Annotated in this window: 14 protein-coding genes and 2 pseudogenes; 4 read left to right on the top strand and 12 right to left on the bottom strand. The window is 60.4% G+C overall.

Going from position 1 to position 13,835, the window contains the following annotated elements; all coding sequences use genetic code 11:
• Positions 1-7: 7 nt before the first annotated feature.
• The 4 genes from frr to rpsB all read right to left on the bottom strand — a co-directional run bounded on the left by frr (position 8) and on the right by rpsB (position 3,047).
• Positions 8-565, bottom strand: a complete 558-nt coding sequence (gene frr / locus BGI27_RS12745; RefSeq protein ID WP_095525257.1) for a ribosome recycling factor — start codon at positions 563-565, stop codon at positions 8-10.
• Positions 566-575: 10 nt separating this feature from the next.
• On the bottom strand, positions 576-1,295 hold the full coding sequence (gene pyrH, locus BGI27_RS12740) for a UMP kinase (RefSeq protein ID WP_095525239.1): 720 nt from the start codon (positions 1,293-1,295) through the stop codon (positions 576-578).
• 12 nt (positions 1,296-1,307) lie between these two features.
• On the bottom strand, positions 1,308-2,207 hold the full coding sequence (gene tsf, locus BGI27_RS12735) for a translation elongation factor Ts (protein WP_095525238.1): 900 nt from the start codon (positions 2,205-2,207) through the stop codon (positions 1,308-1,310).
• Between the two features lie 90 nt (positions 2,208-2,297).
• Positions 2,298-3,047, bottom strand: coding sequence for a 30S ribosomal protein S2 (gene rpsB / locus BGI27_RS12730; protein WP_095525237.1), 750 nt, complete (start codon positions 3,045-3,047; stop codon positions 2,298-2,300).
• A 301-nt stretch (positions 3,048-3,348) separates the two neighbouring features.
• Here rpsB and BGI27_RS18695 point away from each other — a divergent pair, with 301 nt between their 5' ends.
• The 4 genes from BGI27_RS18695 (at position 3,349) to BGI27_RS12710 (ending at position 8,079) form a co-directional block, all read left to right on the top strand.
• Positions 3,349-3,900 carry an acyltransferase gene (locus tag BGI27_RS18695; protein ID WP_095525236.1) on the top strand — a complete coding sequence of 184 codons (552 nt, stop codon included), beginning with the start codon at positions 3,349-3,351 and terminating at the stop codon, positions 3,898-3,900.
• Between the two features lie 37 nt (positions 3,901-3,937).
• Positions 3,938-5,371, top strand: coding sequence for an aspartate ammonia-lyase (gene aspA, locus BGI27_RS12720; protein WP_095525235.1), 1,434 nt, complete (start codon positions 3,938-3,940; stop codon positions 5,369-5,371).
• A 112-nt stretch (positions 5,372-5,483) separates the two neighbouring features.
• Entirely contained in the window at positions 5,484-7,550 is a 2,067-nt protein-coding gene (locus BGI27_RS12715) for an AsmA family protein (protein ID WP_095525234.1), read from the top strand.
• On the top strand, positions 7,525-8,079 hold the full coding sequence (locus tag BGI27_RS12710) for a DNA-deoxyinosine glycosylase (protein WP_095525233.1): 555 nt from the start codon (positions 7,525-7,527) through the stop codon (positions 8,077-8,079). Before BGI27_RS12715 ends, BGI27_RS12710 begins: the two co-directional genes overlap by 26 nt.
• A gap of 5 nt (positions 8,080-8,084) precedes the next feature.
• Here BGI27_RS12710 and BGI27_RS12705 read toward each other — a convergent pair whose 3' ends face one another.
• The 8 genes and pseudogenes from BGI27_RS12705 to flgF all read right to left on the bottom strand — a co-directional run bounded on the left by BGI27_RS12705 (position 8,085) and on the right by flgF (position 13,775).
• The gene (locus BGI27_RS12705) at positions 8,085-8,516 is read right to left on the bottom strand and encodes an EamA family transporter (protein ID WP_095525232.1); all 432 of its coding nucleotides are present in this window, start codon (positions 8,514-8,516) and stop codon (positions 8,085-8,087) included.
• A 161-nt stretch (positions 8,517-8,677) separates the two neighbouring features.
• On the bottom strand, positions 8,678-9,229 hold the full coding sequence (locus tag BGI27_RS12700) for a DUF2238 domain-containing protein (RefSeq protein ID WP_095525256.1): 552 nt from the start codon (positions 9,227-9,229) through the stop codon (positions 8,678-8,680).
• A gap of 240 nt (positions 9,230-9,469) precedes the next feature.
• The gene (gene flgJ / locus BGI27_RS12695) at positions 9,470-10,321 is read right to left on the bottom strand and encodes a flagellar assembly peptidoglycan hydrolase FlgJ (protein ID WP_170943033.1); all 852 of its coding nucleotides are present in this window, start codon (positions 10,319-10,321) and stop codon (positions 9,470-9,472) included.
• Positions 10,321-11,385 (bottom strand): flagellar basal body P-ring protein FlgI, encoded by a 1,065-nt coding sequence (locus tag BGI27_RS12690; protein ID WP_239591145.1) that lies wholly within the window; start codon positions 11,383-11,385, stop codon positions 10,321-10,323. Before BGI27_RS12690 ends, flgJ begins: the two co-directional genes overlap by 1 nt.
• Positions 11,386-11,466: 81 nt before the next feature.
• Positions 11,467-11,817: pseudogene (locus BGI27_RS18690) on the bottom strand (flagellar basal body L-ring protein FlgH).
• Between the two features lie 61 nt (positions 11,818-11,878).
• Positions 11,879-12,043: pseudogene (locus BGI27_RS18685) on the bottom strand (flagellar basal body L-ring protein FlgH); the annotation flags it as partial.
• 115 nt (positions 12,044-12,158) lie between these two features.
• The gene (gene flgG / locus BGI27_RS12680; protein ID WP_095525229.1) at positions 12,159-12,941 is read right to left on the bottom strand and encodes a flagellar basal-body rod protein FlgG; all 783 of its coding nucleotides are present in this window, start codon (positions 12,939-12,941) and stop codon (positions 12,159-12,161) included.
• Between the two features lie 93 nt (positions 12,942-13,034).
• Positions 13,035-13,775 carry a flagellar basal-body rod protein FlgF gene (gene flgF / locus BGI27_RS12675; protein ID WP_095525228.1) on the bottom strand — a complete coding sequence of 247 codons (741 nt, stop codon included), beginning with the start codon at positions 13,773-13,775 and terminating at the stop codon, positions 13,035-13,037.
• Positions 13,776-13,835 lie beyond the last annotated feature (60 nt).

The following is a 13,835-nucleotide window of genomic DNA, read 5'->3' as shown; positions in this document are numbered from 1 at the left end:
GTTCGCGTCAAACCTGCAGCAGCTCTTGCTCTTTCTGAGCAAGCAGTTTGTCGACTTCAACGATGTAGCGATCCGTAAGCTTCTGCACATCATCTTGTGCACGGCGCTCGTCATCTTCGGAAATTTCCTTGGCCTTGACCGCGTCCTTGAGACTGTTGTTGGCATCACGGCGCAAGTTGCGCACGGCCACGCGGGCATCTTCTGCCTCGTGGCGCACAACCTTGATCAGATCCTTGCGACGCTCTTCGGTCAGCATAGGCATGGGAACGCGTACAACATCCCCCATGGCAGCAGGATTGAGGCCCAGATCCGAATCACGAATGGCTTTCTCGACCTTCGCCAGCATGGTCTTTTCCCAAGGCTGAACACCAATGGTCCGCGCATCCAGCAGCGAGACATTCGCCACTTGAGGAATCGGCGTCGGGTTGCCGTAATAGTCGACCGTCACGTGATCCAGCAGGCCGGTATGGGCACGGCCAGTCCGGACCTTGCCAAGATTGTTCTTCAGGGCCTCAACGGATTTCTGCATCTTCTGTTCAGTGGTCTTCTTCAGCTCGGGAATCATCATTCGCCCCTCAAATGTGTACCAGTGTGCCTTCATCCTCACCCAGCACCACACGCATCAGCGCGCCGGGCTTGAAGATGCTGAAAACCTTGATCGGCAGTTTTTGATCTCGACACAGCGCAAAAGCCGTGGCGTCCATCACCTGCAGATTGCGCGCGATGGCCTCGTCGAACGAGATCGTGGCATAGCGCGTGGCTGTCGGGTCCTTGTTCGGGTCCGCACTGTAGATGCCGTCCACCTTGGTGGCCTTGAGCACGATCTCGGCCTCCATCTCGGTACCGCGCAACGCTGCGGCGGTATCGGTGGTGAAGAAGGGGTTGCCGGTTCCCGCAGCAAAGATAACGATCTTGCCTTCTTCCAGATAGCGGATCGCTTTGTTGCGGATATAAGGTTCGACAACCTGTTCAACATTCAGCGCCGACTGCACACGGGCCACGACGCCGGCCACGCGCATTGCGTCACCCAGTGCCATGGCATTCATGATGGTCGCCATCATCCCCATGTAGTCGGCAGTGGCGCGATCCATTCCGGATGCTGCGCCGGCCATGCCCCGGAAGATGTTGCCCCCGCCGATGACGATCCCGATCTCGACACCGAGCCGGGCGACTTCCGCCACCTCGGCCACGATGCGTGAGACCACCTCCTGATTGATGCCGTAGGAGTCATCTCCCATCAGCGCTTCACCGGAGAGTTTCAGCAGGATACGTTTATAGGCAGTGGCAACGGGCATGGTTACTCCTGATTAACGAGCCTGGGCAGCGGCAGCAGCCTGGGCGGCAACTTCAGCGGCGAAGTCGGTTACCTTCTTCTCGATGCCTTCACCCACTAGATAGAGGGAGAAACCGGCAACGGAAGCAGACTTGCTCTTCAGCAGTTGCTCGATGGTCTGCTTGCCATCCTCGGCCTTAACGAAGACCTGGCTCAGCAGGGTGACTTCCTTCAGGAATTTTTGCACCGAACCTTCGGCGATCTTTTCCAGCATCGCTTCGGGCTTGCCGGCTTCCTTGGCCTTCTCGATGGCCACGCGACGCTCGGAATCGATCAGCGCGGAATCCACGCCGGAAGCGTCGAGCGCCTTGGGCTTGCTCGCTGCGATGTGCATGGCGATATCCTTGCCCAGCACTTCGTCGCCGCCGATGAGATCCACCAGCACGCCGACCTTGGCGCCACCGTGGATATAGGACGCCACCTTACCCTTGGCTTCGACGCGTTCGAAGCGGCGGATGCTCATGTTCTCACCGATCTTGCCCACCAGCGCGGTACGCACGGCCTCGACAGTGCTGCCATCCAGCGGCAGTGCGCCAATGGCGGCCACGTCAGCCGGATTCTTGGTCGCGACCAGTTCGGCGACTGACTTCACGAATGCCAGGAAGTCATCGTTCTTGGCAACGAAGTCGGTCTCACAGTTAACTTCGACGATGGCGGCCAGCTTGCCATCGGCAGAAATGTAGGTACCCACGATACCTTCGGCGGTCACGCGGGCAGCAGCCTTCGAGGCCTTGTTGCCCAGCTTCACGCGCAGGATCTCTTCTGCCTTGACCAGATCGCCATCAGCCTCGGTCAATGCCTTTTTGCATTCCATCATGGGCGCGTCAGTCTTGGCGCGCAGCTCAGCAACCATGCTTGCGGTAATAGCCGCCATGCTTACTCCCGAATTCGAAATTGACGATAAAAAACAGGCCCGCCACCGCTCCGCATAGCGGAGCGAGATGGCGAGCTTGCCAGCATGCTGTTACGCCTGTTCGGCGCCTTCTTCGACTTCCACGAACTCGTCCGACACGGCGGCCACGAGTTCCTGCTCCATGCTGTTCTTGCCTTCGAGCACGGAATCGGCCACGCCGGAAGCGTACAGACGGATGGCGCGGGAGGAGTCATCGTTACCCGGGATCACGTAATCCACGCCATCGGGCGAGTGGTTGGTATCGACCACGCCGACGACCGGGATGCCCAGCTTCTTGGCTTCGGTGATGGCGATCTTGTGGTAGCCGACATCGATCACGAAAATCGCGTCCGGCAGACCATTCATGTCCTTGATGCCGCCCAGGCTCTTCTGCAGCTTGTCGAGTTCGCGACGAGCCAGCAGGGCTTCCTTCTTGGACAGACGATCAATCGAGCCATCCTCGAACATCTGCTCCATTTCCTTCAGACGCTTGATCGAGCCCTTCACGGTCTTGAAGTTGGTCAGCATGCCGCCGAGCCAGCGCTCGTCGACATAAGGCATGCCGGCGCGCTGCGCTTCTTCGGCCAGGATCTCGCGAGCCTGACGCTTGGTGCCGACCAGCAGGACGGTACCGCGATTGGCTGCCAGCTTCTTCACGAAAGCCATGGCTTCGTTGTACTTCTCAAGAGTCTTCTCGAGGTTGACGATATGGATCTTGTTGCGATGACCAAAGATGTACGGGGCCATCTTGGGGTTCCAGAAGCGGGTCTGGTGGCCGAAGTGGACACCGGCTTCCAGCATTTGACGCATGGTGACTGCCATTTGAATTACTCCAGTTTCAAGGGTTTGCCTCCGTTCGCCGTGGCTGCGGGAGCATCCCGGCAGCCCAAGCTGATCACAAGATCAGACCCCTGGCGGCGAACGTGTGGATTTGCCAGCCCGACATACTTGCCGGACCGACTAAAGCCCGGCCATCCGGACTTAGCCAAAGATTATAGCAGCCGCTGCACCAAGCCCTCAAGCCGCAAACTGCTCGCACTTCACCTGCAAGGCTGGACTCTCTTGCTCTGCTAGGATGAGCCGGAATCCTCTACTTATCACACATAGCTCATCGAGCCACCGCATGATTGCCCTGCTCCGCCGATTGTTCCGCCGCCTCAGCGGCCGCGATCCCTTGCCCCGTCTGCTTGAAAGGGGCCTGATTGTTGGCCGCAACTTCTCCATGCAGGACGGCTGCACGCTGGATGCCAGCCATTGCTGGCACATCCGAATCGGTGACGATGTGACCCTTGCTCCGAATGTCACCCTGCTCGCGCACGATGCCAGCACCAAACGCACGCTGGGCCATGCCCGGATCGCCCAGCTTCGCATCGGCAACAGGGTATTCATTGGCGCAGGCAGTATCGTTCTGCCAGGCGTGACGGTCGGCGACGATGCGATCATTGGCGCTGGCAGTGTGGTCACGCATGACGTACCGGCAGGCAGCATGGTCGCCGGCAATCCGGCTCACCAGATCGGCACGACAGCCGACTATCTGACAAAGCAGGGCTCGCTGATGCTGTCGGTGCCTTGTTTCGATCGTCGTTACACACTGTCAGGCGGCATCACCGCTGCCATGCAGGCCGAGATGAATTCCCGCCTGGGCGATGGCCCCGGCCCCGGCTTCGTGGAGTAGCCCAGACTCCGCATATCCACCTAGAAGGAGTTCGCGCATGACCTCACAGAAAACGCCGGCCATCCGACTCGAACATGATCTGCTCGGAGACCGGGCAGTACCGGCAGACGCCTATTACGGTGTTCACACCTTGCGTGCGCTGGAGAATTTCCCGGTGACCGGCATTCCCATCTCGGTCTATCCGGACCTGCTGATCGCGCTGGCGGAAATCAAGCAGGCTGCAGCCCTCACCAATCATGAACTGGGGCTGCTGGATGCCGCACGCTGCGAAGCCATCGTCGCGGCCTGTCGGGAAATCCGTGCGGGGCAATGGCATGAGCAGTTCGTCGTCGATGTGATCCAGGGGGGCGCCGGCACTTCATGCAACATGAACGCCAATGAGGTGATCGCCAACCGCGCGCTGGAAATCCTGGGGCATACCCGCGGCGAATATCGCCATCTTCATCCCAATGAACACGTCAACATGAGCCAGAGCACCAATGACGTGTATCCCACCGCACTCAAGCTCGCTACCTACAAAGGGCTGCAAGGCTTGGTGAAGTCGATGTCCATCTTGCGCGAAGCCTTCGAGGAACGGGCATACGCGTTCAGGGACATCATCAAGATGGGGCGGACGCAACTGCAGGATGCCGTACCGATGACGCTGGGTCAGGAGTTCAGCACCTATGCCGTGATGCTTGGCGAAGATGAATCCAGGGTTCAGGAGGCGGCCGAGCTGATCCGCGAAATCAATCTGGGCGCCACGGCCATCGGCACCGGTATCACGGCACCACCGGAATACACTGCCAAGGTCTGCAGCTATCTTTCCGGCATCGCTGGCATCCCGTTGATCACAGCCCCCAATCTGATCGAAGCCACACAGGATTGCGGTGCCTTCGTGCAGATATCCGGTGTGCTCAAGCGTGTCGCCGTCAAGCTCTCCAAGACCTGCAACGACCTCCGCCTGCTCTCTAGCGGCCCACGCGCCGGGCTGGGTGAAATCAATCTGCCCCCCAGGCAGGCGGGCTCATCGATCATGCCGGGCAAGGTCAATCCGGTGATCCCTGAAGTAGTCAACCAGATAGCCTTCGAGGTGATCGGCAACGACGTCACCATCAGCCTCGCTGCGGAAGGCGGGCAACTCCAGCTCAATGCCTTCGAGCCGATCATTGCACACAGCCTGTTCAAGAGCGTCAATCACCTCACCCAAGGTTGCCATATCCTCACGGAGCGCTGCGTACGCGGCATCACGGCCAACACCGAGCGCCTTCGTGAATCGGTACGCAACTCCATCGGCATCGTCACGGCGCTCAACCCCTACATCGGCTACGCCAACGCCACCGATGTAGCAAGTGAGGCACACCTGACTGGCGGCAGCGTCTACGACATCGTGTTGGCCCGCGGGCTTCTTAGCCGCGAACAGCTGGACACCATCCTCAAACCCGAGGCACTAACCAGCCCGCAAGCGATCACAAGACAACCACTCCCCTGAACGTCTGTTCAAAATCTGCAGCAAGAGGACAGGGGCAAAGACGGTGGCAGCACAAAGCAAACCCGGGCCTCGCAGCAAGGAGCCGGTTCTGACACCACAGGAGACAACCCCCATGAATCGGCACCTGCTACGCAATCTGGTATTGGCGGCTCTCGGATTGCTGGGCCTGGGTCTGGCTGCAGTGACAATCTGGCTCTGGCAGCTCGACCCCCGTGAAATCGCTCGCCTGATCGCCAACCAGAGCGAGGCGCGCCTGGGTCGCACACTGCAGATCGACGGCAACATTGGCTTCAGGCTATCCCTGCAGCCCACCCTGAAAGTCGAGCAGGTCCGGTTTGCCAACGCCCAGTGGGGATCGAGCCCTGACATGTTGCGTGTAGGCAGCGCCGAGGTTCAGCTGGCAATCCTGCCACTGTTCAAAGGTGAAGTGGAGATCAAGCGGATCGTGCTGGATTCGCCCGAGATCCTGCTGGAAACGAACGCACGGGGAGAGAAAAACCGGCTGTTTACCCCGACTGGCAAGACGGGCGCTGGCACAGACACAAGCAATACGCCCAGCAGACAGAGCCGGATCGATATCGCACAGGTCGATATCCGCAATGCAACCATCGATTTTCGTCCGGCACCACCCGCCAAGCAGCAGCAGTTCCAAATCGACAGCCTGATGCTGAACTCCAGCGACGGGCGCAGCCAGCTCACGGCCCGGCTGAAGGCACTCGGTCTTCCCGCGACGATCGACGGCAACCTGCCCGATCCGCTCAGTCTGGCAAACGCCACATCCCCCGAAACACTCAGGCTGAACATCGTGCTTGCCGGTGACACAAAAATCGTTCTGGACGGCACGATGGATCTGCGCCCTGAAGCCCAGAAGGCCGACAGGCTGGCCTTGGATCTGCACCTGCAAGCGCCCAGGCCAACCGAACTTGCCCGTCAGATCGACATTATTCTGCCCCGCCTGCCGTCTCTCGAACTCCAGGGCAAGCTGCGCCTGAACGCAGACACGATCCGGCTGGAAACCCTGCTGGCTCAGCTGGGCAACAGCCAGTTCGCCGGCAGCGTCAGCATGAATCTGAAGACCAGTGCCATCAATGCCGCGCTCAAGGCTTCCCGCATCGATCTGCGCGAAATCGGCGAGCCGATCCTGCCTGCCGGCGGCAATCTGCCCGCCGCGCAACGCCCGGCCGATGCACGCGTGTTTTCAGATGCGCCCTTGCCACTGGCAACACTCGCCCGCCTCAATGCCCAGGCTGACCTTCAGGCCGACGCCCTGATCCTCAAGGATGGACGCCAGCTTCAAGGGCTCAGCGCCAGCCTGCGTGCAGCCGGCGGCCGGGTGCGCCTCACCCCTGCGCAACTCCAGATCGAAGGCAAACCCTTGCGCCTTTCACTGAATGCGGACGCCAGCAATGGCAAAACGCTTGGCGTCGACGCCACGCTGGAAGGCCAGGCCATTCCGTTGCCCGCGCTGATTGCACTGCTCGGCCAGAACGCCGCAGACACGCGGGGCGGCCCCACCGATCTCGCGGTGCGTCTGACTGCGCAAGGAAGCTCCACACGCAGCCTGATGGCGTCCGCCAATGGAGACGTTCGCATCGTGGTCGGCGAAGGTCGCTGGGACAACCGCCTGCTGGAATCCGCCGGCAATCTTGCCCAATTCTTCAACGCCCTTGATCCGCAGGGCAGCAGCGGCACCAGCACACTCAAATGTGCGGTCATCCGTTTTCCGGTCCGACAAGGCATTGCCACCATAGACAACGGCATCGCGCTCGAAACCGACCGTTTGCTGCTCAGTGCAGGCGGCAGCGTCGATCTGCGTAACGAGACACTGGATATCGGCGCGCGCCCCAGCCCGCCCAATGGCCTGGGAGGAGATCTGACCAAGCTCGCGCAGCTCGTCCGATTGAGTGGCACCTTCGCCAACCCTCGTGTCACCACAGATCAGAAAGCTGCCGCAGCGACCGCACTGGAGTTGGGAATTGCGGCAGCGACCCAGGGCAAGGGTGCGCTGGCCCAGCTGCTCAAACCCAGCGCCCAGACGACGCAGCCCTGTGACCTGGCGTTAGGCAAAGCCGTCAGCAAATCTGCCAACGAAAAGGCCGCAACGCCACAAAACGAGCAGCGAGCCCCTGCACAGGAAATCAACAAGGCCGTGGATGCCCTCAAGCGCCTGTTCCGGTAAACAACCGCCCGCCTCCGTCATCAGAAGCTTCGCGCCACTGCTGGGCACCAAGGCAAGGATGCTGATCCTGGGCAGCATGCCCGGACAGGCCTCCTTGCGGGCCAACTGCTATTACGCGCATCCCCACAATGCATTCTGGCTGATCCTGGGTGAGACCCTCGGTTTCGATCCAATGCAGCCCTATGAGCAACGCTGCCGGCACCTGACCGACGCCGGCATCGCGGTGTGGGATGTACTGCAGCAATGTATACGCCCTGGCAGCCTGGACACCGACATCGCCCCCGAAAGCATCGTCCCGAATGACTTCGACGGCCTGTTTGCACGGCAGCCTAGCATCCGGTGGGTACTCTTCAACGGTGCAGCGGCAGAAACCTGCTTTCGCCGCCACGTACTTCCCGGTCTGGAAAACAGACCGGAATTCATGCTCCTGCGCCTGCCCTCCACCAGTCCGGCTCACGCTGCGCTACGACCCGCCCAGAAACTGGCCGTCTGGCGAGAAGCCATCCGGTCGGCGCTAGCAGCGGTCTGATCGCATCAACGCTTGAATGCCAACACCAACACGCCTCCCGCCACCATCAGGATGCCGGTCCAGTCGCACAGGGACGGACGCTCACCGAGAAACACCACGGCAAACAATGCAACCAACACCAGACTGAATTTGTCGATCGGAGCCACCTTCGAGGCCTCTCCGAGTTGCAGGGCCCGGAAGTAACACACCCAAGCGGCCCCTGTTGCCAGCGCCGACAATGCAAGAAACGTCCAGGTCTTGGCAGAAAGCGCCAGCGGATTGCTCCATTTGCCGGCAAAGAGGACGAAAGCGGCCAACACCAGCAGCACGATGACAGTACGGATCAGGGTGGCAAAGTCGGAATCCACCCCCTGGATGCCGATCTTGGCAAAGATGGCAGTCAACGCGGAAAAGACGGCGGACAGTACCGCCCAGTAAGCCCAGGAATGATTACTCATCGGATATACCTTCGGGCCTTGGCCCACTCACGGTCTTCATACTGTTTTGCCTTGAAGCGTAGAACAAGGCGACCCAATGCCATGACGCGTTTTCAGGCTAGGCCCGTATCAAGGGAAGAGCACAGCCTGAACTCGCGCCGTGCAACGCATGTTGCCCCGCATCAACGCACGGCGAAATCTATCGTTCCAGGCAGGCCCGCAAGTTGTCGATCATGCCAACGCGTCAGCAGACACATGGCAACCAGGGCGCCACAAAGCGCCAGGAACATGTCCCACTGTGTATCCCACACATCTCCCTGAGTCCCCAGGAATTCCTCTGCCCCCTGCTGCAGGATCACGGCAGCCCACCACTCGATCAACTCATAACAGGCACTGATTGCCAGCGCCACGCAGACGCACAGGAAAGCCACCATCCTGCCAGCCCGTACAAAACCGCCACGCAACAGGATCTCGCGCGCAATCATCGCCGGCACGAACCCCTGCATGAAATGGCCGATGCGGTCGTAGGGGTTGCGCGAGAGTTCAAAAACATCCTGCAGCCAGAAGCCCAAAGGCACATGCGCATAGGTATAAGCGCCCCCCAGGATCAGCACCAGTGCATGCGCGGCAATCAGGCAATACAACAACCCGGTCAGCGGGAAACGGCGCCTGGTGGCTGCCAGCAAAACCAGCAGCAACAGGGTCAAGGGCAGGCGCAAGGATGCGGACGACATGCCATTACTCTCATCGGAATACGAAGCGGCGATCTTCGCCCAGTCACACACGCCTGTCATCCCCCGCTCAGAGCCTGGTCATGATCTGTAGCGAGAGGCCGTCAACGGGAGCATAGGCAGCATCAAGCAAAACATTGATCTGCGCTGCTGTAGCCGGCTTACGATGCAAAGCCAGCCGTAGGCCGCCGAGGGCCGCATAAGCCCGGATCACGGCCTTCACAGCAAGATCATGACAGGCTCTCAGCGTGACGAAGAGATCATGCCCTGCCGCAGGGTGCTGCCATTGATCACGCGGGTGAGCTTGTCGGCATACGCCGGATCGGTGGCATAGCCTGCAGACTGCAACGCACGGGCAAACCCTTCCGGATCCTGCTGGCCCAGCACCTTCTCATAGCGCGAAGACTGCCCGATCAGGGAAGCATAATCCTGGAAGGATTCGGCGTAGGAATCGTAGGCGCAAAAACGCTCGGTCCGCCGCACAGCCTGGCCGTTCTCGTATTCCAGCGTGCTGGTCTCCACCACCCTGCCCTGCCAGTTGGCACCAGCCTTGATGTTGAACAGGTTGAAACTGGAACTACCGTCGGGATGACGGATCACCGCTTTTCCCCAACCTGTCTCAAGCGCGGCTTGGGCCACGAGAAAATGTGTCGGCACGCCCAGATCCTTCGCCGCGACGCTGGCCTGTTGCCAGGCTTCGCTGACAAAACTCTGCGCATCGGCACTGTAGGGAGCCCACAACCGCGGCGCTTGCGCTGCGGGCAGTTCTCCAGACTCGGTTGCCGCAAGAGGAGATTGCGCTGCAGTTGCCGCATTCAACTGCCGCTCGATCGCCGCCGCCAGCCCGAGCCCGCCCTTCTCGGCCATCACCTGCGCCAGCTGCTGGTCATACATCCCCTGGAAGAAGCGGGTGGACTCACTCTCGAACATACCTTCGGAAGGTACGGTCGCACGCATGCTCTTCATCACCAGTTGCAGGAACATGGCTTCGAATTGCTGCGCCACGCGCTTGTTGGATTCGGCGGAGCCATCCCCGCTCTGGCGCTTGAGTGCCGCCAGGCTATTCGGATCCAGCGCGTTGAGCGATCCCGTCATCAGATCACCTCGAGTTCCGCGCGCAAGGCGCCAGCGGACTTCATTGCTTGCAGGATGTTGACCAGATCCAGCGGCGTGGCGCCCACGGCGTTCAAGGCCTTGACGACCTCGGAGAGATTCACGCCCGGTGCAAAGCGCATCAGACTGGCCCGATCCTGCTTGATGTCGACCTGACTACCCTGCGTGACCACGGTCTGACCGCCAGCCAGCGCATTGGGCTGACTGACCGCCTGATCCGTCGTCACCGCCACGGTAAGGTTGCCGTGAGCGATAGCACATTCGTACAGAGACACCGACTGGTTCATGACCACTGAACCGGTGCGTGAATTCACGATTACACGCGCCGCGCCACTCAGCGGCCGGACCTCGAGATTTTCGATTCGCCCCAGGAAAGCAACGCGCTCATACGGCGTAGCCGGCGCGCGCACCTGGATGCGACGCCCATCCAGTGCCCACGCGGCAGAATAATCCCCCAGCGCACCGCTGATCGCTTCCACCACGCGTTGCGCAGTGCCGAAATCCGCCTCGCGCAGCTCGTATTGCAAGGTATCCGCATCTCCGAGCTGGGTAGGCACGGCACGCTCCACCGTGGCTCCCGAAGGAATCCGCCCCGCCGCCAGATGGTTCACCGTGACACTGGCGCCCGCGCCCTGCCCCCCGGCGCCACCCACGATCAGGTTGCCCTGGGCGACCGCGTAGATCTGACCATCCGCACCCTTCATCGGCGTCATCAGCAAGGTGCCCCCTTTGAGGCTCTTGGCATTGGCCAATGAAGACACGGTGACGTCGAACTGCTGCCCGGGCTGGGAAAACGGCGGCATCATCATGGTGACCATGACGGCCGCGACGTTTTTCAATTGCAGCGAGGTGCCCGAGGGGATGGTGACCCCCAGGTTGCCCAACATGTTGATCAGGCTCTGCGTGGTGAAGGGCGCTTGGGAAGTCTGGTCGCCCGTGCCATCCAGACCGACGACGATGCCATACCCCACCAACTGGTTATTACGCACCCCCGACAGCGTGGCCAGATCCTTGATGCGTTCTGCCTGTGCCGGTCCGTTCAGCATCAGCGCCGAGAAAAGAGCGCATATCGTGAATGTCAGTTTGCGGAAAATCGGTTTCATATCAGTCGGCCCCCACTGCGCCGCTCAGAACGGCAACACATTCATGAACAGGCGCTGCATCCAGCCCATGGTCTGAGCTTCATCCATGTAGCCACTACCCTTGTATTCAACCCGTGCATCGGCCACCTGCGTCGACTGCACGGTATTGCTGGCGGTGACGTAGATCGGATTCGCCACCCCGGAAAACCGGATGAATTCCTGCCCCTGATTGATTGCCACCTATTTCTCTCCGGAGACCAGCAGGTTTCCGTTCGGGAAGGATTCGATCACGGTGACGGTAACCGTACCGGTGAAGGCATTGTTGGCCGCTGCCGCGCCCTTGCCTGAAATCCAGCGTGCTGTCTGCCGCAGCGCTGATCTTGCCGACGATGCCACCACCTGGCAGGCCGGTAATCACGGGAGTGCCCACTGCCGTGGTGGAGGCACGATTGGCCGATGCATTTGATGACTTGCTGGCCTGGGTGCGCTCGACGAGGTTGATGGTCAGCGTATCCCCCACATAGCGCGCACGGCGATCCTCGAACAACGAACGACCACTGTTGCCGAAGATTGCCCCCGAACCGCTGGCAATCGGCGTGTTTGTCAGCGGACGCGCCGTCATCGGCTGGTGTACGTTGCTGCTCTGCTGCAGAACGCTACAACCAGCCAGCAAGCAGATTGCCGCGGATATGATCAGGTTACGGATGCGATCCATGATCGTTTTCCTTTCCCTCTCATCAGAGCTGCGTGAGCCTGGCAAGCATCTGGTCAGCCGTGCTGACCACGCGCGAGTTGATCTCGTAGGCACGCTGCGCCTCGATCATCGACACCAGTTCCTCGGCGATATTCACGTTGGAAGTCTCGACAAAACTCTGATTGATCACACCGGTGCCATTGGTGCCCGGCGTGCTGACCGTCGGCGCGCCGCTGGAAGCAGTCTCCAGGTACAGGTTCTCGCCGGAGCTCTGCAGACCGGACGGGTTGACGAAGTTGGCCAGCTGGATGTTGCCGATCTGCACGGCATTGTTGTTGCCTGGCTGGGTGATGCTGACGGTGCCATCCTTGGCCACCGAAATGCTCAGAGCATCCGCCGGAATGGTGATCGTAGGATCGATCAGGTAACCGTTGGCAGTCACCATCTGCCCCTGTGAATCACGCTGAAAGGAGCCGTCACGCGTATAGCCGATGGTCCCGTCGGGCATCTGGATCTGGAAGAAACCATCTCCCTGGATGGCCAGATCCAAGGCATTGTTGGTCTGCTGCAGATTGCCTTGCGAGTGAATGCGCACCGCAGCCACCGGACGGGCACCGGTCCCGATCTGCAAACCTGAGGGAATCTGGGTGTTCTGCGAGCTTTGCGCGCCGGGCTGGCGGACGGTCTGGTAGAGCAAATCCTCGAAAACCGCGCGGGAACGCTTGAAACCATTGGTGCTGACGTTGGCCAGGTTGTTCGAGATAACGTCCAGGTGGGTCTGCTGGGCGTCGAGGCCTGTACGGGCAACCCAAAGTGCTCTGATCATGTCGTTCTCCTCTTGCTGCTCAGGATAGGGGCAGAATCACCGGACAAAGCCTGGATTACCGCGCAAAAATCCCTTCATTCACTGCTCGTTCCGTCAGCTGACGGAAATGACCTTGGTTGCTGCCCTGTCGTTTTCCTGCGCGCGCTGCAGCATCTGCATCTGGGTTTCGTAATTGCGGGTCAGAGAGATCATGGTGACCATCTGCTCCACCATGTTCACGTTGCTGCCTTCCACATGCCCACCACTGACGCGCACATTCTCGTCGGCCGGTGCTACCTGGCCAGCAGGCAACCGGAACAGGCCATCTTCCCCACGAATGAGATTCTCGACTGGCGGATTGACCAGCTTGAGCCGCCCGACCACGTTGGCCGCATTGCGGTTGCCGTCAGTGGGAATCGCACTGATGCTGCCGTCTCCACCAATCTCGATCACGTTGTCCGGCGGAAGGGCGATAGGGCCTGCATCACCAGCGACTTCGAAACCAAGCTGGGTACGCAGTACACCGTTTTCGTCCGCGACCAGACTACCGGAACGGGTGTAAGCCTCAGAGCCGTTGGGCATGGTGATGGCCAGCCATCCTTGACCATTCACCGCGACATCCAGCGTACGGCCTGTGTAAGCCAGCGGGCCAGGCGTGAAATCCGTACCCACGGTGGCATCCACCACAAAGGCACGGCTGGGCAAGGCTTCCGACCGCACCGGGACCGCGCGCAACCGATGCAGCTCGGCACGAAAACCCGTGGTCGATACATTGGCCAGATTGTTGGCAACAGCCGCTTGCTGGCCCATCGTGCCCTTGGCTCCAGTCATCGCGGTGTAGATCAGCTTGTCCATCGTGTATCTCCGGCCTTGTATCTTTAAGCCTCGGACCGGCTCGGGTAGCCCGAGCGGCCT

Source organism: Candidatus Dactylopiibacterium carminicum (assembly GCF_014736495.1).
In the GTDB taxonomy this organism is placed as follows: domain Bacteria; phylum Pseudomonadota; class Gammaproteobacteria; order Burkholderiales; family Rhodocyclaceae; genus Uliginosibacterium; species Uliginosibacterium carminicum.
Note: the sequence above shows the minus strand (reverse complement) of the source record. Positions and strands in the feature narration are given on the sequence as shown.

Coding starts and splice junctions, on each gene's coding strand:
- BGI27_RS12700 (WP_095525256.1), bottom strand. CDS start 9,229: ATGTCGTCCGCATCCTTGCGCCTGCCCTTGACCCTGTTGCTGCTGGTT.
- tsf (WP_095525238.1), bottom strand. CDS start 2,207: ATGGCGGCTATTACCGCAAGCATGGTTGCTGAGCTGCGCGCCAAGACT.
- rpsB (WP_095525237.1), bottom strand. CDS start 3,047: ATGGCAGTCACCATGCGTCAAATGCTGGAAGCCGGTGTCCACTTCGGC.
- flgJ (WP_170943033.1), bottom strand. CDS start 10,321: ATGACGGGATCGCTCAACGCGCTGGATCCGAATAGCCTGGCGGCACTC.
- aspA (WP_095525235.1), top strand. CDS start 3,938: ATGACCTCACAGAAAACGCCGGCCATCCGACTCGAACATGATCTGCTC.
- flgG (WP_095525229.1), bottom strand. CDS start 12,941: ATGATCAGAGCACTTTGGGTTGCCCGTACAGGCCTCGACGCCCAGCAG.
- BGI27_RS12710 (WP_095525233.1), top strand. CDS start 7,525: ATGCCCTCAAGCGCCTGTTCCGGTAAACAACCGCCCGCCTCCGTCATC.
- BGI27_RS12690 (WP_239591145.1), bottom strand. CDS start 11,385: ATGCTGAACGGACCGGCACAGGCAGAACGCATCAAGGATCTGGCCACG.
- BGI27_RS18695 (WP_095525236.1), top strand. CDS start 3,349: ATGATTGCCCTGCTCCGCCGATTGTTCCGCCGCCTCAGCGGCCGCGAT.
- BGI27_RS12715 (WP_095525234.1), top strand. CDS start 5,484: ATGAATCGGCACCTGCTACGCAATCTGGTATTGGCGGCTCTCGGATTG.
- flgF (WP_095525228.1), bottom strand. CDS start 13,775: ATGGACAAGCTGATCTACACCGCGATGACTGGAGCCAAGGGCACGATG.
- BGI27_RS12705 (WP_095525232.1), bottom strand. CDS start 8,516: ATGAGTAATCATTCCTGGGCTTACTGGGCGGTACTGTCCGCCGTCTTT.
- frr (WP_095525257.1), bottom strand. CDS start 565: ATGATTCCCGAGCTGAAGAAGACCACTGAACAGAAGATGCAGAAATCC.
- pyrH (WP_095525239.1), bottom strand. CDS start 1,295: ATGCCCGTTGCCACTGCCTATAAACGTATCCTGCTGAAACTCTCCGGT.